This is a genomic window from Acinetobacter sichuanensis (assembly GCF_003024515.2).
GTDB lineage: Bacteria > Pseudomonadota > Gammaproteobacteria > Pseudomonadales > Moraxellaceae > Acinetobacter > Acinetobacter sichuanensis.
Window position 1 is genome coordinate 19,064 of the sequence record NZ_PYIX02000022.1, and the last position, 22,093, is coordinate 41,156.

18 protein-coding genes are annotated in these 22,093 nt (G+C 36.8%); 6 read left to right on the forward strand and 12 right to left on the reverse strand.

Annotation, left to right across the window (positions count from 1 at the left end; translation table 11 throughout):
• Positions 1 to 253 precede the first annotated feature (253 nt).
• On the forward strand, positions 254 to 1,600 hold the full coding sequence (locus tag C9E89_RS13110) for an MFS transporter (RefSeq protein WP_107008792.1): 1,347 nt from the start codon (positions 254 to 256) through the stop codon (positions 1,598 to 1,600).
• Between the two features lie 68 nt (positions 1,601 to 1,668).
• Here C9E89_RS13110 and C9E89_RS13115 read toward each other — a convergent pair whose 3' ends face one another.
• Positions 1,669 to 2,652 (reverse strand): AraC family transcriptional regulator, encoded by a 984-nt coding sequence (locus C9E89_RS13115; protein ID WP_107008793.1) that lies wholly within the window; start codon positions 2,650 to 2,652, stop codon positions 1,669 to 1,671.
• A 271-nt stretch (positions 2,653 to 2,923) separates the two neighbouring features.
• The gene (locus tag C9E89_RS13120) at positions 2,924 to 3,835 is read right to left on the reverse strand and encodes a LysR family transcriptional regulator (RefSeq protein ID WP_107008834.1); all 912 of its coding nucleotides are present in this window, start codon (positions 3,833 to 3,835) and stop codon (positions 2,924 to 2,926) included.
• Positions 3,836 to 4,396: 561 nt separating this feature from the next.
• Between C9E89_RS13120 and C9E89_RS13125 the strand changes: the two genes are divergently transcribed.
• Positions 4,397 to 4,768, forward strand: a complete 372-nt coding sequence (locus tag C9E89_RS13125; protein ID WP_378228214.1) for a DUF2147 domain-containing protein — start codon at positions 4,397 to 4,399, stop codon at positions 4,766 to 4,768.
• Positions 4,769 to 4,906: 138 nt separating this feature from the next.
• Positions 4,907 to 5,938, forward strand: a complete 1,032-nt coding sequence (locus C9E89_RS13130; protein ID WP_107008794.1) for an LD-carboxypeptidase — start codon at positions 4,907 to 4,909, stop codon at positions 5,936 to 5,938.
• Between the two features lie 64 nt (positions 5,939 to 6,002).
• Here the strand turns inward: C9E89_RS13130 and C9E89_RS13135 are convergent, their stop codons facing one another.
• The 7 genes from C9E89_RS13135 to C9E89_RS13165 all read right to left on the reverse strand — a co-directional run bounded on the left by C9E89_RS13135 (position 6,003) and on the right by C9E89_RS13165 (position 15,190).
• Positions 6,003 to 7,337, reverse strand: a complete 1,335-nt coding sequence (locus tag C9E89_RS13135) for an MFS transporter (RefSeq protein ID WP_107008795.1) — start codon at positions 7,335 to 7,337, stop codon at positions 6,003 to 6,005.
• A gap of 358 nt (positions 7,338 to 7,695) precedes the next feature.
• The gene (locus tag C9E89_RS13140) at positions 7,696 to 8,721 is read right to left on the reverse strand and encodes an enoyl-CoA hydratase/isomerase family protein (RefSeq protein WP_107008796.1); all 1,026 of its coding nucleotides are present in this window, start codon (positions 8,719 to 8,721) and stop codon (positions 7,696 to 7,698) included.
• 12 nt (positions 8,722 to 8,733) lie between these two features.
• Complete coding sequence (locus tag C9E89_RS13145) at positions 8,734 to 9,507, reverse strand: enoyl-CoA hydratase (protein WP_107008797.1); 774 nt, start codon at positions 9,505 to 9,507, stop codon at positions 8,734 to 8,736.
• A gap of 278 nt (positions 9,508 to 9,785) precedes the next feature.
• Positions 9,786 to 10,913: an acyl-CoA dehydrogenase family protein gene (locus tag C9E89_RS13150; RefSeq protein ID WP_107008798.1), complete on the reverse strand. Its 1,128-nt coding sequence runs from the start codon at positions 10,911 to 10,913 to the stop codon at positions 9,786 to 9,788.
• A gap of 90 nt (positions 10,914 to 11,003) precedes the next feature.
• Positions 11,004 to 12,662, reverse strand: coding sequence for an AMP-binding protein (locus C9E89_RS13155; protein WP_107008799.1), 1,659 nt, complete (start codon positions 12,660 to 12,662; stop codon positions 11,004 to 11,006).
• 78 nt (positions 12,663 to 12,740) lie between these two features.
• Positions 12,741 to 13,634, reverse strand: coding sequence for a 3-hydroxyisobutyrate dehydrogenase (gene mmsB / locus C9E89_RS13160; RefSeq protein ID WP_107008800.1), 894 nt, complete (start codon positions 13,632 to 13,634; stop codon positions 12,741 to 12,743).
• A 38-nt stretch (positions 13,635 to 13,672) separates the two neighbouring features.
• The gene (locus C9E89_RS13165) at positions 13,673 to 15,190 is read right to left on the reverse strand and encodes a CoA-acylating methylmalonate-semialdehyde dehydrogenase (RefSeq protein ID WP_107008835.1); all 1,518 of its coding nucleotides are present in this window, start codon (positions 15,188 to 15,190) and stop codon (positions 13,673 to 13,675) included.
• 194 nt (positions 15,191 to 15,384) lie between these two features.
• Here C9E89_RS13165 and C9E89_RS13170 point away from each other — a divergent pair, with 194 nt between their 5' ends.
• The gene (locus tag C9E89_RS13170) at positions 15,385 to 16,266 is read left to right on the forward strand and encodes a LysR family transcriptional regulator (RefSeq protein WP_107008801.1); all 882 of its coding nucleotides are present in this window, start codon (positions 15,385 to 15,387) and stop codon (positions 16,264 to 16,266) included.
• A 90-nt stretch (positions 16,267 to 16,356) separates the two neighbouring features.
• On the opposite strand, the gene dsbG is transcribed toward C9E89_RS13170, so the two are convergent.
• Genes dsbG through dsbD form a run of 3 tightly spaced genes read right to left on the reverse strand, consistent with a single transcriptional unit; the run spans position 16,357 to position 19,907 of the window.
• Positions 16,357 to 17,115 (reverse strand): thiol:disulfide interchange protein DsbG, encoded by a 759-nt coding sequence (gene dsbG, locus C9E89_RS13175; RefSeq protein WP_107008802.1) that lies wholly within the window; start codon positions 17,113 to 17,115, stop codon positions 16,357 to 16,359.
• Between the two features lie 9 nt (positions 17,116 to 17,124).
• Positions 17,125 to 17,967, reverse strand: coding sequence for a TlpA disulfide reductase family protein (locus tag C9E89_RS13180; RefSeq protein WP_107008803.1), 843 nt, complete (start codon positions 17,965 to 17,967; stop codon positions 17,125 to 17,127).
• A complete protein-coding gene (dsbD, locus tag C9E89_RS13185) occupies positions 17,964 to 19,907 on the reverse strand; it encodes a protein-disulfide reductase DsbD (RefSeq protein WP_107008804.1) in 1,944 nt (647 codons plus the stop codon). The genes C9E89_RS13180 and dsbD overlap by 4 nt, the downstream gene beginning before the upstream one ends.
• Before the next feature lie 110 nt (positions 19,908 to 20,017).
• Here dsbD and C9E89_RS13190 point away from each other — a divergent pair, with 110 nt between their 5' ends.
• Both C9E89_RS13190 and C9E89_RS13195 read left to right on the forward strand, forming a co-directional pair.
• Positions 20,018 to 20,689 (forward strand): response regulator transcription factor, encoded by a 672-nt coding sequence (locus C9E89_RS13190; protein WP_107008805.1) that lies wholly within the window; start codon positions 20,018 to 20,020, stop codon positions 20,687 to 20,689.
• On the forward strand, positions 20,686 to 22,044 hold the full coding sequence (locus C9E89_RS13195) for a sensor histidine kinase (protein WP_107008806.1): 1,359 nt from the start codon (positions 20,686 to 20,688) through the stop codon (positions 22,042 to 22,044). Before C9E89_RS13190 ends, C9E89_RS13195 begins: the two co-directional genes overlap by 4 nt.
• Positions 22,045 to 22,093: the final 49 nt, after the last annotated feature.

The window sequence follows — 22,093 nt, forward strand, 5'->3', positions numbered from 1 at the left end:
AACCTTGTGTGTTAAATCTTAAACTCTGATTTCAACACTCATTATTTTTTAATTGTGTCATCGGTATCAACCCTACACTTTCCTAGAAAAATCAACGGAAAGTTCACTAAAAATATTTTCAACCATCACACAATTTTCTAAAAAATAAATGAATAATTTGGATTAAATACAATCATTTTAAATGGGTTAAAAATATTTAACAGACACTCTTGCAAAGTAACACAATCGATTTTCAATCATTAAGGGAATAATTATGCAAACAATCGATATTAATCGTGTCATAGATCGTGACAAACTTTCACCATTACAATGGCTGGTCTTTTTACTTGGTTTTTTAGTCTTTTTCTGTGATGGATTAGACACAGGAATCATTGGCTTTGTTGCACCCTCTTTACTTGACGACTGGGGAATTACTAAACCACAACTTGCGCCTGTACTCAGTGCAGCATTGGTCGGGATGTCCATCGGTGCAATTGTTTCAGGTCCACTTGCGGATAAATTTGGACGTAAAAAAGTCATTGTAACGACCACATTAATTTTTGCTATTTTTACTGTTCTATGTGGTTTCGCAACATCCACTCAAGATTTAACGATTTATCGCTTTATTACAGGTATTGGTTTAGGCGCAGCAATGCCAAACATTAGTACTATCGTCTCTGAATATATGCCGAACAAACGTAAAGCCTTTTTAACAGGTCTTGCAGGCTGCGGTTTTATGTTGGGTATTTCTTGTGGTGGTGTGCTTTCAGCTTTTCTTTTAGAAAATTTAGGTTGGGCAAAAGTCATCATTATTGGTGGCGTTATTCCTGTACTTTTAGCGGTAATTTTAATGCTAAAACTACCCGAGTCTACTCAATATTTAGTGAAGAAAAATCAGCATCAGCAAGCACGTTATATTTTAGAAAAAATACAAGGTCAGGCATTTTCTGAAAATGTACAATTTAAACTTGCGACCACAGAAAATAACCTGAGCGATGAAAGCCCTGTAAAACAAGTTTTAGGGAAATATCTCTGGGGCTCAAGTATGCTATGGCTTTGCTGCTTTATGAGTTTATTGGTGTTCTATCTGTTAACCAGTTGGATGCCGACCATTCTTAAAACTGCGGGTTTTACGACACAACAATTTAGCTTAATTGCAGCAATTTTCCCATTTGGTGGCGTGATCGGTGCGACAGTCATGGGTTATTATATGGATAGAACTAACCCAACCAACGTCATTAAGTATTCATATTTTATTGCCTTTTTATTGTTTATTTTAACGGGTTTTGTTAGCTCAAATATTTTACTTTTTGGCATTAGTATTTTTATGATTGGAGCTTTACTTGCGGGTGCACAGTCTTCTTTACTGCCACTTTCAGCAATGTTCTACCCTTCTACTTGTCGTGCAGTTGGTGTATCTTGGATGCATGGTATTGGACGAGTTGGCGCAATTTTAGGGGCATTTTTTGGCTCATTGATTTTTACATTTGAGTTGAGTTTAAGTGGAATTTTCTATGTTTTAGCCATTCCAACACTCATTTCTTTTATCGCTTTAAGTCTAAAAGTTATGGTCGAAAAATCAAAAAGCAAACAGCAGATTAAATCGCAAGAATTAGCTTAAATATTAAGCGCCTATGACTGAGTCTTAGGCGCTTAATTTATTTTGCTATGTAAAATTAAATATCAAAATTATTGAAATTTGGCTTTGGTCTCACTTGGATTTTCACCAAATTCTTCCCGATATTCTTGTGAAAAACGACTTAAATGACTAAACCCCCAATCATAAGCCACTTTTGAAATTGAAATCTCTTGCTGCTTGCGGCTACTTAAAATTTTATAAACTTTCTGTAAACGATATTTTTTTAAAAAAGCCAAAGGGCTCATGCCATAATAATATTGAAATTGTTCATAAAGTTTACTTTTTGAGACGCCAGCGACATGTAAAATCATTTCTACAGAAATCATTTCATGTGCATGATCCATCATAAATTGTTTTACATTTCTAATAAATAATGGAATATCTTGACATGAACCCTCTCGTAAAGCTGCGGAAAAATTATTTTCTTGGGAAAGTAATAATGCCTTAATCAAGAAATTTTCATAATCTTCAGAAAACATTTGTAAACCATAAAAACCTGTATATTGTGCCTTAACCAACATAAAATTTTGAATATTTGACCACCAAGCAGCAATCATTTGATCTAATGCTAAATTCATCGTTGGATTAAAAACAATACTGTCGCGGATGGGTTGGTTCAGTAAATCTGATAACACCAATTGCATACTTTTTTCGGGAATGACCACTTGTAATTTTTTACAGTCTTTATCAATAAATAAATCTTGAAAATCATTATTTGAAACAATTAAACCACTGCTTTGGTCAGACTGATAATGTTCACCTCGAATATTTAATGATTGTTTACCATGCAAAGGTAAACTAATACTATAGGCTTTAAGCTGCGAAATATTGATAGCAACATTTGCACCATATTGAATACAGCCAATGGTCATATGTTTTTTGGGTAAACGTAAGCCGTCATACTGAAAATCTAAAGTATCACGATATGTGGTTTCTAAACGATGATCACCACAAATACTCGACATCAAATTTTGAGCAAAATCAGCTTGTTTTGTATTATGTTTTAAATCTGAGTGTTGGCTAAATGATTGCATCTTCCTTGTACCTCGCTGAGGTGTTTTATTCCAAAATTGTTCGTTTTAAAATTTCCTTTTAATATGAACAATTTCCACATCATTTTGGCGAATAACTTATAATTTAAAATAAAATTCCTGATAAAAATAGTCTACTTTATTAAAGCTGAAAATATAATAAAAGTTAATAGATTTTATGACATAAAGTTATACCAAAAAAGTATAATTTTCCAATATCATGACGCTTAAACACTTCACTTATTTTCCAGCCTTTGAAATTGTATTTTAGCCTTTAAAACTCATACTTATGATAAGAAACACCTTCTAAATCATAAACTTGATAAACACAATCAAAGAAAGACTGAATATCCTCTGTACATCCTGTATTACGGATAGAAACCATAACATTACTGATCGCACTTTGATCCAAAATAGGTACAAACTTCAAGTTAGTCAAATGAATGTTTTGTGCGCTTGCGGGTACAATAACCATTCCATCTCCTGCTGCGGCAAAACCACATGCTAATGCTAACTCACGTACATAACGTACTTTTTCAGGTTTTAAATTTTGTTCAGCAAATAATGCTTGAATATGATGTGAAAAATTAGGTTGATCATTTTTAGGATAAAATAATAATTCCTCTTTAACCAATTCTTTTAAAAATACACCCTCTTGTAATGCCAAAGGATGACCTGCATGAACTGCAAGAACTAATCGTTCATCTCTTAATTTTGTTCTTTTAACTTCTGGGTCTGAAATATCCACTCGACCAAAACCAATATCAATACGTTTCATTTTTAACGCCTGAATTTGATCCATAGAAGATAATTCGACTAATTCTATTTTTAAATGAGCATTTCTTTGTTTAAATAAAAAAATAACTTTAGATAAATAACCAAATAATAATGATCCGACAAAACTTAAAGTAATGGTTCGATCAATCACGCCTATTTTTTTGGTCATTGATTTTAATTCTTCAGCCTGACTTAATAACTGAAGTGCGTGATTATAAAAAAAACCACCTGCTTCAGTGGTCACCAAAGGACGACTACCTCTTTCAAAAAGTTGAACTCCAAGTTCACTTTCTAAATTTTGGATTTGACGACTTAAAGGAGGTTGAGCAATAAATAGCTTTTCTGCCGCCTTAGTAAAACTTTGCTCCTCTACAACAGCAACAAAATATTTTAAATGTCTAAGCTCCATGCGTGCATTCCCTTGACTTTCAGCAATTGAGTAAATCATTTCTCTTATATTTACTCTCAAGAGAATAATAACTTAAATTAAACTTTAAAAAAATATTCTTTCGTACAGCATTGCATATTTATAGCCTCTACAATCGACATAAATGATAAATAAATTAAATCTATGTTTTTATTCATACATTTTTTATTTTATTAATTATTTATTTAAATTAATCAATATAAAATTCCAAATAATAGAATGTCTATTTTAAAACCAATCATGGGCATATTTTACACACAAAAAAATATTGAATATAAAATATCTAAAACACAACTTAAAAAATCTTTTAAAATCATTATGAATTAAAACTAATTTAAAAAAATCAACATTTAAAATCAATAAAAACAACACAGCACATCATTGATCCATACAAAACTTTCATAAAAATATGAAATATTGATATTCACTCATTAAAATATTGTACTTTAGTCTTATTCGAACATTTTAGAGGTAAATATGCAGAAAATTTTAGGCTCTATTGCTCTTTTTATGCTGTGTATGTAGAGCTACGCCCGTGATCCATTGGCTGATACATCATGGAAAACGATTGATGATAAAACCCAAAAAACCATGTCCATTGTCAAGTTTAAAGAAAATAATAATGGTACTTTATCGGCTTCAATCCAAAAAGTTTTTGATCCAACACAAGCCCAAAGCTGTACAAAATGTCTTGGAAAATATCAAAATCAACCGCTTATTGGTGTAAATATTATCTCAAATTTAAAAAGTACAAGTCATCATAAATATACAGGAGGAAGTATTACCGACCCACAAACAGGAAAAACCTATAAATTTAATGCACATCTTTCAGAAAATGGTCAAATTCTCAAAGGTCGTGGTTTTATTGGGGTTTCAGCATTAGGACGTTCGCAAACATGGTTACGTGTCAATTAAACACTTTTAAAGTGGTTTAAATTTTAAAGACATATACTCAAGTAAATGAAATTGTTTAGTTTATGCAAATTTAATACCTTAGACGTCAATAATTTGCATACAATCTTCGTTTTATTTTAAAAATTGAGTTTTTTAGTCATGATGAAAAGTTTGAAATTATTATTAATATTGTCAATTTCATTCTATTTTTCTCTTGCTCATGCTGCTAAAGAAACTATTTATCTGATTTCAAGCTCCTCTGCTTATGATGAGAATTATATCCCAAAAATTGTTCAGGCTTTTGAAAATAAAGGCTTTAGTGTAAATACACAATATTTAAAACAACAGCTTTCAGACTTTGGTTATGTAAATACTGACCATGAACGTGCTAAAAATCTCATTGCTGCTTTAAAAAATGATCACGTGAAATATCTTTGGTTTGTACGTGGTGGTTCAGGCGCTTTAAATTTATTACCTGAATTACATGCAGAAATTAACCAGATCAAAAAAAGCACACCGAAAGTTCTCATTGGCTTTAGTGATGTAACAGCCATTCATTATTTTGTTAATCACGAATTGGGTTGGAAAAGTATTCATGGAACCACCGCCGCAACAGGCAAAATTATCAATGCACCTCTTGTCCCTCCGACTGAAATGACAGCATTCAGCAAAAATATAAATGATACTGATGAAAATCAAAATGATGTGGTCAATGAAATTTTTTCGACCTTACAAAATGGTGTGCATTATCAAGGACTCTTACCGTTAAATCAGGCAGCAAAAAACCACTTTGATCAGGGCATATTAACAGGGGGAAATTTAACGCTCGTGCAAACGTTATTTTCAACCAAATATGAACGTCGTTGGCAAGATCAAATTCTTTTACTTGAAGATATTAGCGTCACCTATAAACAACTTGACCGTTTATTACATCAAATTTTATTTAAGAAAGATTTTCACCCTAAAGCCATCGTGTTTGGGCAGTTTTATCCTAGTAAAACCAATGATGGTGAACGTTTAATTTACAAAGAAGTGATCCGAAAATTTGCCGAAAAAAGTCAAATTCCTGTGTATTATTATCCTTATTTTGGACATGGGAAAATTAATAAACCTTTTATTTTAGGTGGAAAAGCACATATTGCTTGTCCTCAGGATTCAGATTATTGTTCCATCTTTCAAGAAAAATTTTAAATAACATTTAAAATAAAAAACCGAGTTAGATCAACTCGGTTTAATTTATCTAATGACCTGAACTCTATGAAGATTTCACACTTTTTTGCACAAATTTTTGCGATTTTTTTAAGTCATCAGGTTTTAAAAATGCTGATGCAATGATCGCAATCACAGCAAAACTAACAATATAGGTAATAATTAAATGTGGACTACCACCGCCTACACTCAATAACTTGGTTGCAATTAAAGGAGCTAAACCACCACCAATCACACCTGCAAATTGTACTGAAATAGAAATTCCGCTATAGCGAATCTCGGCAGGAAATTGTCGCGCAAATAATTGTGCTTGAGGTGCGTACATAATTGGAAAGATTACACCTATACCGAGCACAATTGCTGTCCATACCAAAACAGGATCTTTTGTATTTAAAAGTGCAAAAAATGGATAGCTATATAATGCCAAACAACATAAGCCAAATCTAAACATATTGCGTTGACCGACTTTATCTGACAAATAGCCACATAAAGGTGTCATTACCATAATCACACCTGCACCACAAATTGTTGCAAATAGAATATCTTGTCTTGGTAAACCTAATTGTGTAGTGGTATATGCCAAAGCAAAAGTAGATGCTAAATAAAACCAAGCATTTTCAGCAGCACGAGATACAATAATTGTCATTAATGCTTTTGGATGATTTTTAAACACCTGTAATGCAGGCACTTTAATTTCTTCAGATTGTGCTTTTACTTTTTCAAAGTCTGGAGATTCTGGTACTTTTACTCGAATATACCAACCAACGGCAAGTAAAATAATACTCGCTAAAAATGGTAAGCGCCATCCCCAACTAAACAACGCCTCTTCAGGTAATAAAGAAACTAATCCTAAAGCCAATGAAGCTAACATTAAACCGCCACCAGTACTAGCTTGTGGCAAACTCCCCCAAAAACCTTTATTACCTTCTGGGGCATGTTCAACTGCCATAAGTACTGCACCACCCCATTCTCCGCCCATTGCCATGCCTTGTACAAAACGTAGAATAATCAAACAGACAGTCGCCCAATATCCAATAGATTCAAAAGTCGGTAAAAGACCTATCATTACTGTGGGTATTCCCATTAGCATTAAAGTGAACAATAACATCGACTTGCGTCCAACTTTGTCACCAAAATGCCCAAAAACAATTCCTCCTAATGGTCGCCCAATAAAACCTACAGCATAAGTGGCAAAAGCAGCCAATACACCTGTTAATGGGTCTAAATTGGGGAAAAATAATTTATTAAAAATCAGTGCTGCGGCTGCGCCATAGATAAAAAAGTCATACCATTCAATGGTTGTTCCCACCATACTTGAAATGCCAGCTAAACGATGTGATGACTTTTTTTGTTGCGGTGTTTTTCCTTGTATATCCTGCATTGTTCGTTTCCTTCTTGATCTTTTATATCCATTTGCACATATTCCATATGCCTATTTTTAATTTTCTCTATTTTTAAATATATTTTTAATTTTTCCTCCTCATATTTTTAAGCTGCCATCTAAATTTTGTGCATAAAAAGCCCTTCATCAGATATCGTACTGACCAAAATACAAAAAAAATGAAATTATGCTAAAATATCAAAAACTTAGATGATTTTTAACAATTTTTTGACTAAACATTAGTTTTTCAAAGACTAATGATAAAATGTGTTATTTATTACGAAAATAGTTTAGAAAAACAAGCATGTAAATATCTTAATATTTACATGCTAATTCGCTTGTAGATTTAAACAAAGACTCAACCCAACTCAGCTAAAATTTTATCCAGTGTCGGATTACTTTGTTGCCATTTCGGCTGTTTGTCTTTATCGACGATCAAAGCACGAACGCCTTCCACGATGTCGCCATGTTCGAACCAAATATCCTGTAAATCACGCTCGATTTGCATACACTGCTGTAGAGACAAACTCCGTCCAAGATGTTGCAGCTTTAAACTCGCTTGTTTAGCAATTAAGGAACGTTGCTGCAAAGTGCTTAGGACTTTATTCGCCCATGCTTGATATTCTGTATCAGTTTCATTTTCCAGACTATTTTCAATTTCTGCTAGACTTTCAAAACCAAAGTGCTTACGAATATTTTCAGCCAATAAACTTAATTCGCTCTCTGTTGGATGGGTAATAAATTGAGCAATAATTTGACCAATATTTTCTTTCGTCAAATGTTCAGCTTGAACCAAAGCTTGTTGTAAAGCTGCAAGTTGCTCGCTTGGCACATGATAATCAATCAAATCTAAATATAAAGCGTCACTACTGCTGATTTGATCACCCGTCGTTGCCAAATAAACACCTATATCATCTAAACGAGATAAAAAGTGTGTTGCAGCCACATCAGGGAAAAAGCCAATCGCTGTTTCAGGCATGGCAAAACGTGATTTCTCACTGCTGACAATAATATGACATGCTTGAGCCAAACCAAAACCACCACCCAAAACATAGCCATCAAGTAAAACGGCAACAGGCTTTTTAGATGCTCGAATGCTATTTAGCATGTCATATTCGGCACTAAAATAACCTTTATGATCTTCAGTACCATTTTTATAACTATCATAAAGATAGCGAATATCTCCACCTGCACAAAAGGCTTTAGGACTATTCGACTTAATTAAAATGGCTTGTACACTGTCTTCATTTTGCCAGTTTTCGACTTGGCTGCGGATGCTATTGATCATCTCTAAAGATAAAGCATTTAAACTCGGTACACGATCCAAAGTGATTATGCCCAATGCACCTTGCTGTTCAATGATTAAATGATTTTCTGTATTCATTTCAGCAGACTCTTATTGATTTTTAAACTGAGCTTGACGTTTTTCAACAAAGGCTTGCATACCTTCTTTTTGGTCAAGTGTGGCAAAAATAGAATGGAAAGTACGACGTTCAAAACGTAAGCCTTCAGCTAAGCTGACTTCAAAAGCACGGTTAATGGATTCTTTAATCATCATGGTGGCTGCAAGTGATTTTTCAGCAATTTTTTCAGCCGCTTGCAAAGTTTCTTGCAATAATTCTTCTTTCGCAAAAACACGCGCCACTAAACCACTTTGCTCTGCTTCTACTGCGCCCATTTGACGTGCGGTTAAGCACATTTCCATAGTTTTCGCTTTGCCAATAGCAAGTGTCAAACGTTGTGTCCCCCCGATTCCAGGAATAACGCCTAAGGTTACTTCAGGTAAGGCAAACTTGGCATTATCTGCGCAGTAAATAAAATCACACATCAATGCCAATTCACAACCACCACCTAAGGCATAGCCACTCACCGCAGCAATCAATGGCTTACGACGTTGTGCAATGCGATCAGCCAAATTAAAGAAATCATCAAAATAAATATTAGGGAATGTGAGATTCGCCATTTCTTTAATATCTGCACCCGCAGCAAAAGCTTTTTCTGAACCTGCAAGTACGATACATCCAATTTCACGATCTTGTTCTAAATCATCCAATGCTAAATTAACTTCACGAATGAGTTCAGTATTTAACGCATTGAGTGCCTTTGGACGGTTTAAGGTGATTAAACCTACACCATTTTTCTTTTCTAATAAAATCGTTTCAAACTGCATTTTTTCATTCCTTGATTTTTTAAGACTAAACTTTAGAATATTCAAATATTTTGATACGCGACTAGGTCATTCGCAATTGTTTGAGGCAAGACTTCATTAAAAAATTAATGTTTCTGCGATAAATATACTATTTGCTAATTTATGCCGAGTTTTGCGAATGACAATGGTTTTGCCTACTTTTCCCGAAATGAGAAACACCGTTTCGTAAGGTAGGTCGAGCCGAAGGCTAATTACTCAATTATAACCTTTGACATAAGACACCGTTAAACAGATTAAAATCATAAACTACGTGCAATCACTAAACGTTGAATGTCGCTTGTACCTTCATAAATCTGACAAATCCGCGCATCACGGTAAATTCGCTCGATTGGAAAATCTTTGAGATAGCCATATCCACCATGAATTTGCAACGCTGCGGAGCAAACACGTTCGACCATTTCCGAAGAAAACAACTTTGCCATCGAAGCTTCATTTAAACACGGTTGCCCTGCTTCTTTTAAGCGTGCTGCATGATGTACCAACTGACGTGCTGCTTCAATTTCCGTTGCCATACTGGCTAAGCGAAATGCAACCGCTTGATGCTCAAAAATAGGTTTGCCAAAAGTAATACGGTCTTTGGCATATTGCGTTGCTTCTTCAAGTGCGGCACGTGCCAAACCTACCGCTTGCGCTGCAATCCCAATGCGCCCACCTTCAAGATTTGACAAGGCGATTTTTAAACCTTCACCTTCTTTGCCTAACATCAAACTTTCATGAATGCGTACATCGGTTAGCGCAATTTGACAAGTATCAGATGCATGTAAGCCCAATTTTTCTTCAGTACGAATGACTTCATAACCTGCTGTTTCACGCGGAACGATAAAAGCACTAATGCCTTTTTTTCCTGCACTTGGATCTGTCACAGCAAAAACAATAATCACGCCTGCGTTATGACCTGAGGTAATAAATTGTTTTGCGCCATTAATCACCCAGTGATCACCATCTTTAACTGCACGGGTTTTAATGGCTGCCGCATCTGAACCTGTATGTGGTTCGGTCAAAGCAAAAGCACCGATCATTTCACCTTGTGCTAAAGGTTTTAAGTATTTTTCTTTTTGCTCATCTGTGCCAAATTTGGCAATGGGCACACAACCAACTGAATTGTGTACGCTCATAATGGTCGAGGTTGCGCCGTCTGCTGCTGCAATTTCTTCTAACGCTAAAACATAGGCTAAATTTCCAGTTGCTGAGCCACCCCATTCATCAGAAATCAACATACCTAAAAAGCCCAACTGTCCCATTTGTGACAATGCATCTTTCGGGAATGTGCCATGACGATCCCAATCTGCTGCATTTGGCTTAATTTGCTCTTGTGCGAAATTTCTCGCCATATCCTGAATTAACAATTGTTCTTCGGTAAATTGCATCTTGTTTTCCTTTACAAAAATTCCTTAACTTTCATCAAGTTTTAACACATTATTTTTTACGCTGAATACTCGATGAAAGTCTTATATTCATTAACCTGCTTGCTTTGCGGCTTGTTTGGCAATCTCTTGATTGCGTAATAAAAAGCGCTGAATTTTACCGCTTGGGGTTTTAGGTAGCTCCAAAACGAACTCAACTTGGCGTGGATAAGCATGTGCAGATAAACGTTTTTTGACAAATTGTCCAAGTTGCTCCGCGAGTTCATCACATGCAGTTTTGCCTTCCGCCAAAATCACGAAAGCTTTCACAATTTCAGTCCGCTCAGGATCAGGCACACCTACAACAGCAGCTTCAATCACCGCATCATGCTCAAGCAAAGCACTTTCTACATCAAAAGGACCGATACGATAGCCTGACGTTGTAATGACATCATCACTACGTCCAACAAAACTCATACTGCCATCTGCATGTAATTCTGCGGTATCCCCAGTTAAATAATACTGTTTTAAAAATGGTGATTTACGGCTTTCTTTATAGCCACCAAACCACATCATCGGTGATTGTTCAATATCAACTGCAAGGATTCCCGCCGTATCTGTCGGTAGTTCATTGCCTTGCTCATCCACAACAGCCACACGATACCCTGGGCTTGCATAGCCTGCGACACCTGCTCGAACATCATGACTAAGTGCATGATGATTACAGACCACCATACCTGTTTCAGTTTGCCCATAATGGTCAAAAATTGGAGCATCTAGAACTTGCTTAAACCATCTAAATACTTCTGGATTTAATGGCTCACCTGCGCTACTCACCACGCGGAATTTACCTTTGAGTTTTACCATTTGCTGAGGATCAGCCGCCATCATCATACGGTAGGCTGTTGGCGCACCTGCCAAATTGGTCACTTGATAATCATCAACAATCTGACACAAGCTGTCGATGCTAAAACCACCTTCGTAGAATAAAGTCGCATGACCTAACAGTAATGGTCCTGTGATGCCATAGTACAAACCATACGCCCAACCAGGGTCAGCAATATTCCAAAATGAATCATCTGCTTTTAAACCAATGGCATCTTTCATGTAGTTGCCAAAAGCAATTAAAGCTTTTAATGGTACTTCAAGCGGTTTTGCAGGACCTGTTGTACCTGAGGTAAACATCAGTAAAAATGGGTCTTGGATCGTTTGCATGACCAATTCACATTGATCAGACTGCGCATTGACCATATCCCAAAAGTTTAAATCACCTTGCTGAACACCATTGCCATCTCGATCTGCAACCGTCACGATTTGTGGGCAATGGGCGATTTCATCCAGTTTGCTACGGTTGCCTACATCAGAAATCACCAATTTACTTTGTGCTAACTGAACACGATGCTCAATCGCCTTCGGTCCAAAAGCGGTGAATAATGGTTGATACACAGCACCAATGCGCCAAGCACCTAAAATCACCACTAAAAGTTCAGGCGTTCGGGGTAATAAGCCCGAAACTCGATCACCTTTTTGCACACCTTGCGATTTTAAAAAATTTGCAAATTGGCTTGACCATGTTTTTAGTTGGCTAAAGGTATATTGTTCTTTGCGCCCATCTTTTCCTTGCCAATATAATGCAACTTTATTAGCATCGGCTTCTGCATGACGGTCACAGCATTCATAGCAAGCATTAACTTGATCTAATGAACCCGAAAGCATTTCTTTAGCAGCTTGATTTAAATCAAATGCTGCCGCTACATCTTGATAATTCAACATCGTTTAAGCTCCGTCTAGATTTGTTCTTATTCATGACATGAGTGAATATTTATCGTTATGCCATCCTTTGGCATGCAACTATTCAGCTTGTGGTGGTAAATATTGCTGAATAATGCTTGAAAAATCTAAGTGCGCATTACCTTGCAAACACAACTGTTGATACATTTGTTGCACCAAACCACCTAATAAAATCGGTTGTTTGACTTGTCCTGCGGCTTCAATGGCTAAACCTAAATCTTTCAGCATGAGTTGCGTAGCAAAACCATCCGTATAACCACGACCCGCAGGTGCATTGGCTGAAATATCAGGCCAAGGGTTACATACTTCTGAACTCCAACAGCGACCACTTGAACTGTTCACTACGCCTGCAAGTGCTTGTGGGTCAATACCGAGTTTTGCACCCAGTGCCATGCCTTCAGCAACCGCAGCCATTGAAATGCCTAAAATCAAGTTATTACAAATTTTAGCAATTTGCCCTGCGCCAACATCACCACAATGCACAATGTTTTTACCCATGTGTTGCAAGACAGTCTTCGCTTGTTCAAATACCGCATCATCGCTACCGACCATAAAGGTCAATGTACCTGCTTGTGCACCAATCGTACCGCCTGACACAGGTGCATCACAGATTTTGATACCTTTTTCAGCACCAACCGCTGCGATATCTTTAATCGTTTGCGGGTCAATAGTACTGCTATCAATACATAAGCTACCTGCTTTAAGTACTGACAACACACCATTTTCACCCAGATACACCTCTTTTACATGTTTTGCCGCAGGTAACATACTGATCACCACATCAGCATGTTGTGCCGCAGCCTGAGGACTGTCACACACAATCCCACCTGCTTCGGTGAAGTGCTGAATTGTCACTTCACTGAGGTCAAAACCGTATACCGTTAAACCTGCTTTGAGGAGGTTTTGAGCCATTTTACCGCCCATATTCCCTAAACCAATAAAAGCAATATTCATCCTTGAACTCCTAAATTTTGTGTATTTACACGCAGGTTTTAACGTAGGCTAATGGTGGTGTTAACTTCACCTTTTTCTTGAGTGTCTTCAAACCAACGGCTAGTAATGGTTTTAGTTTGGGTATAGAACTGTACTGCTTGCTTACCATAAGGACCTAAGTCGCCAAGTTTTGAACCACGCGAACCTGTGAAGCTAAAAAATGGTACAGGTACAGGAATTGGAATGTTAATACCGACTTGACCGATATCAATGGTATTTTGGAATGTACGTGCAATTGCACCACTTTGGGTAAATAAGCCCACACCATTACCAAATGGATTGGCATTAATCAGTTCAATCGCTTCATCTAAAGTGTCTACATTGATAATGGCAAGCACAGGACCAAAGATTTCTTCTTTATAAATACGCATATCTGTTTTGACTTGATTGAAAATGGTCGCACCAACAAAATTGCCATTTTCATAGCCCACAACTTGCACATCACGACCATCGAGTAACAACTCTGCGCCTTGCTCTACACCGCTGTTGATCAAGTCCATCACACGAGCTTTGGCACGAGGAGAAATCACTGGACCAATGTCAGTATTTGGCTCATGTCCCGCATTAACTTTTAAAGTTTTGGCTTTTTCGACCAGTTCATCTACCCAGTTTTTACTTTCACCGACCATCACTGCAACAGAAAGCGCCATACAACGTTGACCTGCCGCACCAAATGCCGCACCGACAAGCGCATTTAAAGTTTGTTCTTTATTGGCATCAGGCATGACCACGACATGGTTTTTTGCGCCCATCATCGACTGAACACGTTTACCATGCTGTCCTGCAAGGTTATATACATGCGTTCCGACAGCCGTTGAACCGACAAAAGAAATCGCTTTAATATCTTGATGGGTACATAAACGATCAACCACTTCTTTACCGCCATGTACAACGTTTAATACGCCTGCAGGTACACCCGCTTGTACGGCAAGTTCAACCAACATCATGGTCGATAATGGATCTTGTTCAGAGGGTTTCAATACAAAAGTATTTCCGCAGACAATCGCCATTGGGAACATCCACAAAGGAATCATCGCAGGGAAATTAAATGGTGTAATACCTGCACACACGCCAAGCGGTTGCTGCAACGTATACGTATCTACACCACGTGCGACACCTTCGACATATTCACCCATTTGCAACGTACCAATTGAACACGCATGCTCAACGACTTCTAAACCACGTTGGATATCGCCTTCAGCATCTGCCAAAGTTTTGCCTTGTTCAGCCGTTAATACTTTTGCAATGTCTTTCATGTTGTCACGGATCAAGTCCTGTAACTTCAACATGATACGCATACGTGCTTGGATTGGTGTTAAACGCCACGTTTTAAAAGCATCTTGAGCAGCAGCAATGGCAGCATCAACTTCATCCAGTGTTGCCATTGGCACACGACCTAACACGTCCTGTGTTGCAGGGTTGACAATATCTTGCCAATCCGAAGTTTGTGATTCTACAAACTGTCCGTTAATTAATAATTTAGCCGTCGTTGACTGAATATTTGTGATGCTGTTCATAACCTCTCCATAGGTACTATTTTTTGTTGTTTCGTCTTTTGAAAGTTGTTTCATTGTTTGAAAATAACTTGAAACTCAATTCAGTCTATTTTCTGTATTGCTGTTTCATTTGAGACTAACAAAGAAAAATTTGACGACCAATAGAAATTCACGCACGATTGCTGTGCAAAAATGCACACGGAAGAACAGCAACAATGAAAGTGGATTGGGATCATTTACAATATTTTTTAGTCTTGGCACGTGCAAAAACACTGACCAATGCAGCACGCATGATTGGTGTTGAACATAGTACTGTTTCTCGAAGAATACAGGCTTTGGAGCTGGCTTTAGGAACGCCATTATTTAAACGTGAAGCAACAGGTTATGAACTGACTATAGAGGGTTTAGCACTTGTTCCACGTGTAGAGCAAATGGAACACGCTTTTTTACAAATCGAAAAACCACATCAACCTTTACAAGGTCGTGTGCGTATTGGCACACCAGAAGGTTTTGGCACTGCATTTTTAGCAAAATTATTGGCAGAATTGTCCAAAAAATATCCCTTACTCACCATTGATCTAATCCCTGTACCAAAAATGATTAAGCTCTCACATCGTGAAGCTGACATTGTTATTTCAATTGATCGCCCTAAATCTGGACCTTATATCATCACCCGTTTGACCGACTATTGTTTAAAAATTTATGGCAGTAAAGACTATCTCTCACAAAGCCAACCCATTCATAAACTTGAAGATTTAAAGCAGCATCGCTTTGTTAATTATATTGATGATTTGGTCTATAGCCCTGAATTGTATTGTTTAGAGCGGCTACCTTTACAACTCACTGCAAATTTTCGAAGCAGTAGCATTTTGGCACAGCAAATTGCTGTCAATGCAGGCGCAGGATTGGCAATATTGCCCAAATTTTTAGCCAATGATCAGCCTGAACTTGAACAAGTTTTGCATGACGAAGTGCGCTTTGTACATACTTTTTGGATGTTGACTTTAGTCGATTTACAACATGAACCACGCATTAAATTGGTCTGGGATTTTCTAAGAGCGCAAGCGGATGAATATCAACATTTATTGATGGACTAATTTTTTATTTTTAAACAACTCGCATAAGACCCTAAATTCAGGGTCTTATATTTCAAATACTTGCAAAAAGTGATGATTTTAAAATCAAAATCATTGTTCAAAAACTTCTTTTAAATCTTTCGGCATCCCTTGAGCAGACTTAAATTCACCTTTACTATCTTTCCAAATCACCGCAGGCGTTGCAAAGAAACCATATTTATCCATGAGTTCCTGATTAGCATCAATTTTTTTGGCAATTTCAGCAGGAATATTTTGCATTGGTTTTAAGGATTGATCACCTGATTTTAAATTAAGTTGGCTAAAAACTTGCTCAGGATTTTTCGATGTTAATAAAGTTGCCACTTGCCCACGACTTTCTTTGCGGATCACAGCCACTTGAATGTGACGTAATTGAACTTTTCCTGAATTTACCCAAGGACGTGCCTTTTGCCAAAACTGATGGCAATAAGGGCAATTCGGGTCAGAAAAAACATAAACAATACGTGGCACATCTTTTTTACCATCTTGAATATACGTTGATTTTTCCAATGATTGCCATACATCATCTAAAACAGCGCCTTTGACATGCTTTTCTAATGCTTCAACGGATAGATTTTCCCCTTTGGCATTATATAAATCTCCCACGATATAATATTTTTGATCATTTGAAATGAACACTGTCGCAGGATATTGGTCTCTATGCCCTGCCCAACCTGTCATATTTGTAGGTGCAGGAATTTCCTTCACAAATTCAAAGCCTTCATTTGCAATTTGTTGTTGCAATGGCGTGAGTGCAAAACTTGTACTTGCACTACCAAATACATATAAAGTTAAAGCAATTTTTTGTGATAAATAACGAATATTTTGCATAATTTCTACCTATTTTAAATGATCAGAATTCGAAATTTTCTTTAAATACTGTTGCAGCATGGCAGGACTCAGTTCGCCCATATGACGATCCATCAATTGTCCTTGTGAGTTAAAAAATAGTGTACTTGGCAAACCAAACATCTTCATTTCTTTGGCAAGTTGACCTTTTGAATCCATCAAAACATATTGAAAAGAAAAATGATGTTTATTTAAATATTGCTGAATTGTCACCACATTTTCACCTTGATTCAGCATGACAAAATTGACATTTTTAAATTGAGTTTGTGCTTGTGCCAAAACAGGCATCTCACGATGACATGGTGGGCACCAACTCGCCCAAAGATTCACAACGGTCGGCTTACCCATAAACTGCTGTAATGGAATTTCTGTTTGTTCAAGGCTAGAAAATTGCATTTCAGGATAAAAACTGTGTGGCTTTTGCCACTGTTTTAAGCCCAAACTTACAGCGCAGAGTAAGCTAAAAATGGTGACGAAAATAATTTTATTTTCAAGTTTAAATGCACGATTTTTCCATAAAAACCACGCCACACCTGCACATACACCACCATATAAATGGAAGCCTTTGTCTTGAACCTTAAGCATGTCGATGGGAGATGCTAAATACACATCTAGATTTAACAGCACAAAAACCAATCGTGCTGCGATCAAACCCACCCACAATGTCGTCCATAAAGAATCAGAAAAAATTTGCCAAGTTTCAGCCGACCATTGCTGCTTTTTTTGCAACACTTTTCCCGTACCATAAACAATCATCAAACTCAAAATGACCAGAGCCAAAGCAAAAGGAAGCATAAATGGTCCCACATGTATGGCTTCAGCGGAGAGCATCATTTTGTGCCCTCAGTCAAAGTTTTAAGTTGTTGTTGTAATTCTGCGGCTTTAAATGTTCCTGTCAAACGCAAATCACGCACTTCTTGTTGCTGTGCATTGAGGAAAATCATGGTAGGTGGACCCAATATTTGCCACTCTTTTAACAACTCACTTTGTGATGCATTTGATTGAGTTAAATCTAATTTAATCCTTACAACATCAGTTAACGCATCTTGTACATCAGCACGAGGAAGAACTTCACGCTCAATGGGTTGACATGCGACACACCAGTCTGCATAAACATCAATGACTACATTTTTCTGACTATTTTGCGCCAAAGCCTGAGTCAGCTCTTGTTTGGTGGTGACTTTAATCCATGAATGTAAAGTTGTATTTTCTGTTGCATTGATATTTTGATAAACTTGATTCATTTGCCAAATTGTTGCTACAGCCATGACAGCAACCAATATTAACACAATGATTTTATAAGAAAATTTTGTGATATGGCGTAAAATATTCAATAAATAAATAAGCGCTGCTAAAAATAAAATCACAAATGCTACTGAATAAGCAGTTAATGGCAATAATGGGCGTGCAAAATAAATCGCCATTGCCAACATCACAAAGCCAAAGCCAAACTTCAGTCTGTCCATCCATAAACCGGGTTTAGGTAGATATTTTGCACCAAAAACACTGGCGATAAATAAAGGTAAACCGATGCCGATACCCAATAAAAATAGATAAAACCCACTAAGCAAAGGCTGATCAAGGTGAGAAACATATAACAATGCTCCTGCCAATGGTGCACTCATACATGGTCCAACAATGAGTGCTGAAATCGCACCCATCATACCTGCACCCACTAAAGTTCCACCTTTTTGACGTTGCTGAAGGCGGTCTAAACGCTGCATCAAGCCTTGTGGTAATGACAATTGATATAAACCAAATAAATTGAGTGCAAAAACCACAAACAATAAGGCAAAAACGCCAATAAAAATTGGGTTTTGGAACCAACGTTGTAAACCAAAACCAAGCTGTGAAACAACAACGCCCATCAAGCCATAGACCAATGCCATACAAAGCACAAACGTCGTAGCGATTGCTGCAGCTCGATAACCTTTACTATGCTGAATTAAAATGCCAGATAAAATTGGAATGAGTGGTAAAGAGCAAGGCAAAAATGCCAATAAAATACCCAAACCAATAAAAACTAGAATATTAAAAAAAATATTTTGTTGCGAAAGTAAAGCTAAGAAAAATTGGTCATTGTTCCATTCAGGTTGGAGCTGTGTTGCGGTTGCAGTTTGTGCAGATGTGGTTTTGGGCTGCTCTTCAGGTATAAGCTCTAAAGCTTGTGCTGTGCTTGCATTACCCAACTCATGTGTTGAATCTATTGGCTTTTCAGTCGCTTTATTGTCAACCTCTGGTATGGTTTTTATCTGCTTTTCTGTATTTAGGCTATTTTCAACGTCTTTATTTTGTGTAAGTTGATTTTTTTCTTCGGTCAGTGTTGGTTCAGCCGCTGTTACTAATTTTTTTGCAAAATTTTGCTGAGGCAATAAACCTGTAGCATCCGTTTCAATCGTTGTACTTTGTAATGGATAGCATAAACCATCTGCTGAGCAACCTTGCCACTCCACCTGATACTTGCTGTTGGGTTGTACAGCAATCTGTGCTGTGACTTGGTGATAATGCACATTGGTTTTACCAAAGGTTGGATCATCTTTTTCTTCACCTTTGGGCAGTTTTAAAGCGACGGGTTTTTGCCCCACACTGACTTTAAATTGCTCATGATATAAATAATAATGTGGAGCAATTTGCCAGTTCAGTTCAGCTTTTTGTGTAGAAATAGAACTTGCCTGAAATTTGAAAGCTTGATCAGGCGCTAAAAAATCTTCATTTGCAAATAATGAAACTGAGGCTAAGCTCAGTACCATACCTGTCAAGGTTTTGATGAACATATCAACTCATCTAAATAATCTGATGTATGGCATTATCGTAGAAATAAAGTTAAGAGAACATTAAGACTTGTTTTTCTTTGTAAAATATATACTTTATGAGAGGAATATTCATGTTTGTAGTCTTGGTTGAAGATGATCCCTATATTGCACAAAGTATCGTTGCCGCCTTGGATTATTTAAATATTTCAATTGAACATGTGAGTACTGCCCAAGCTGCGGATTATTTTATTCGCCAAAGTGCCGTAGATTTATGTTTATTAGATTTAGGCTTACCTGATCAAGATGGTCTGGAGTTATTATCAAGTTGGCGTAAAGATCAACTTCATGTTCCTGTCTTAGTACTGACTGCACGTAATCAAACACAACAATGTGTAGAAGCGTTAAATGCAGGTGCAGATGACTATCTGACTAAACCTTTTGATTTAGAAGAATTAATTGCAAGAATACACTCACTTTCACGTCGTCATCGTGGTTATTCTTCTAATATTTTATCTATAGGTGATTTAGAAATTCATCAGGAAACACAACAAGCTTATTATCAACAGCAAGCACTGAGTCTGTCACGTCGAGAATACAGCCTACTCGAAACATTTATGTTATATCCGAATCAGGTCTTAAAAACCGACCAATTAATTGATAAAACTTATGGTTTTCAAGATAGTATCGAAAGTAATGCCATCAATGTCCATATTCATCATTTACGCCATAAAACACACCCTGACTTGATTCAAACGGTTCGTGGTGTGGGCTATATTTTAAAAATTGCTGCTCATCACCTATGAAAAGTTATAGTCTGAAATGGCGTTTAGTCTCAACATTATTGATCGTTTTTATTTTACTTTGGTCAATGGTGTTTTTTTGGTTGTATTATGATCTACAAAAACGTTTACAACACACACTTGATGAACGTCTTTCAGCATCAGCACATATGGTCGCGCGCTTAATCCAACATTTACCTGTTGAAGATTTACCGAATATGTTGGAATCGGTCAATGCTGAAACAGCAGCACAAAATCTAATTGCCTGTGAAGTCTCATTTTTTAGTTCGCAAATTTCAAGCCATCAAAAAGTGATTGCTCGAACACAAGATGCTCCTGAAAATCTGAGTACACAAAATACAGGCTTTAGCACATGGCAATATCACGGCATTGAATGGCGCAGCTATACCTTAAAAAAGGGGCAAATACAGGTTGTTTCTGCTGAAAAACTAGAATTACGTGCTTCATTACTCACACAAATTTTAAAATCAGTGCTCATACCATTGATTTTTACACTTATTTTATGCGTGTTTTTGATTTTGTGGATCATCAAAATTGAATTTGAACCGCTTGATCAGATTGCTCAACATATTACTGAAAAAAAACAACATTTATCAGATGCAACGACTTATTTACGTAGTTTAGAAACACAAAATATTCCTCATGAAATTCAACCTTTTGTTGAAAGCTTAATTGCATTAATTCAAAACTTACATCACAGTTTAGAAAATGAAAAAAGTTTTAGTGCCTTTGCTGCACATGAGTTGCGCAGTCCGCTCACTGCCATTAAAACCAATGTACAACTAAGTTTGCTCATGCTCAAACAGCCTCATCTCAAAGCAGATAAACTGACTCAAAACCTTGAGCAAGCAGAGTCTAGTATTCAGCGTTATCAACAATTGTTAGAGCAATTATTATTATTGAGCAAAACAGAATTACACACACAACAACATTTAGAACATAGTGCTATTGGTCGTATTTTACAACAGGTGATCACAGAGTTAGCACATCACCCTGCTGCACAAACGCAACTTCTTCAAATTGACTGGGAAAGTTTGACATCTCTACAACTTCCCGCTTCAACTATTTATATGGTATTGAAAAATTTAATTGAAAATGCTTATTTACATGCACATTCAAACACAGTCATTCAGATTTTTATGCAACACGAAACTTTGATTATTCAAGATCAAGGTGTAGGTTTAAATGATGTAGAACTAAACTTATTAACCAAACGTTTTTGGCGAAAATCGGCACAAAATACTGGGCATGGTTTAGGTCTTTCTTTAGTCAGTGTGCTGTTAAATAAACATGCTTATCAGATTGAATTTATGCATAATATTCCCACAGGTTTGAAAGTGGTCATTTCCAAGATTTAAAAAATTTATGTTCAATGGTGATTTAAGAAATAAATTTTAAATTACCATT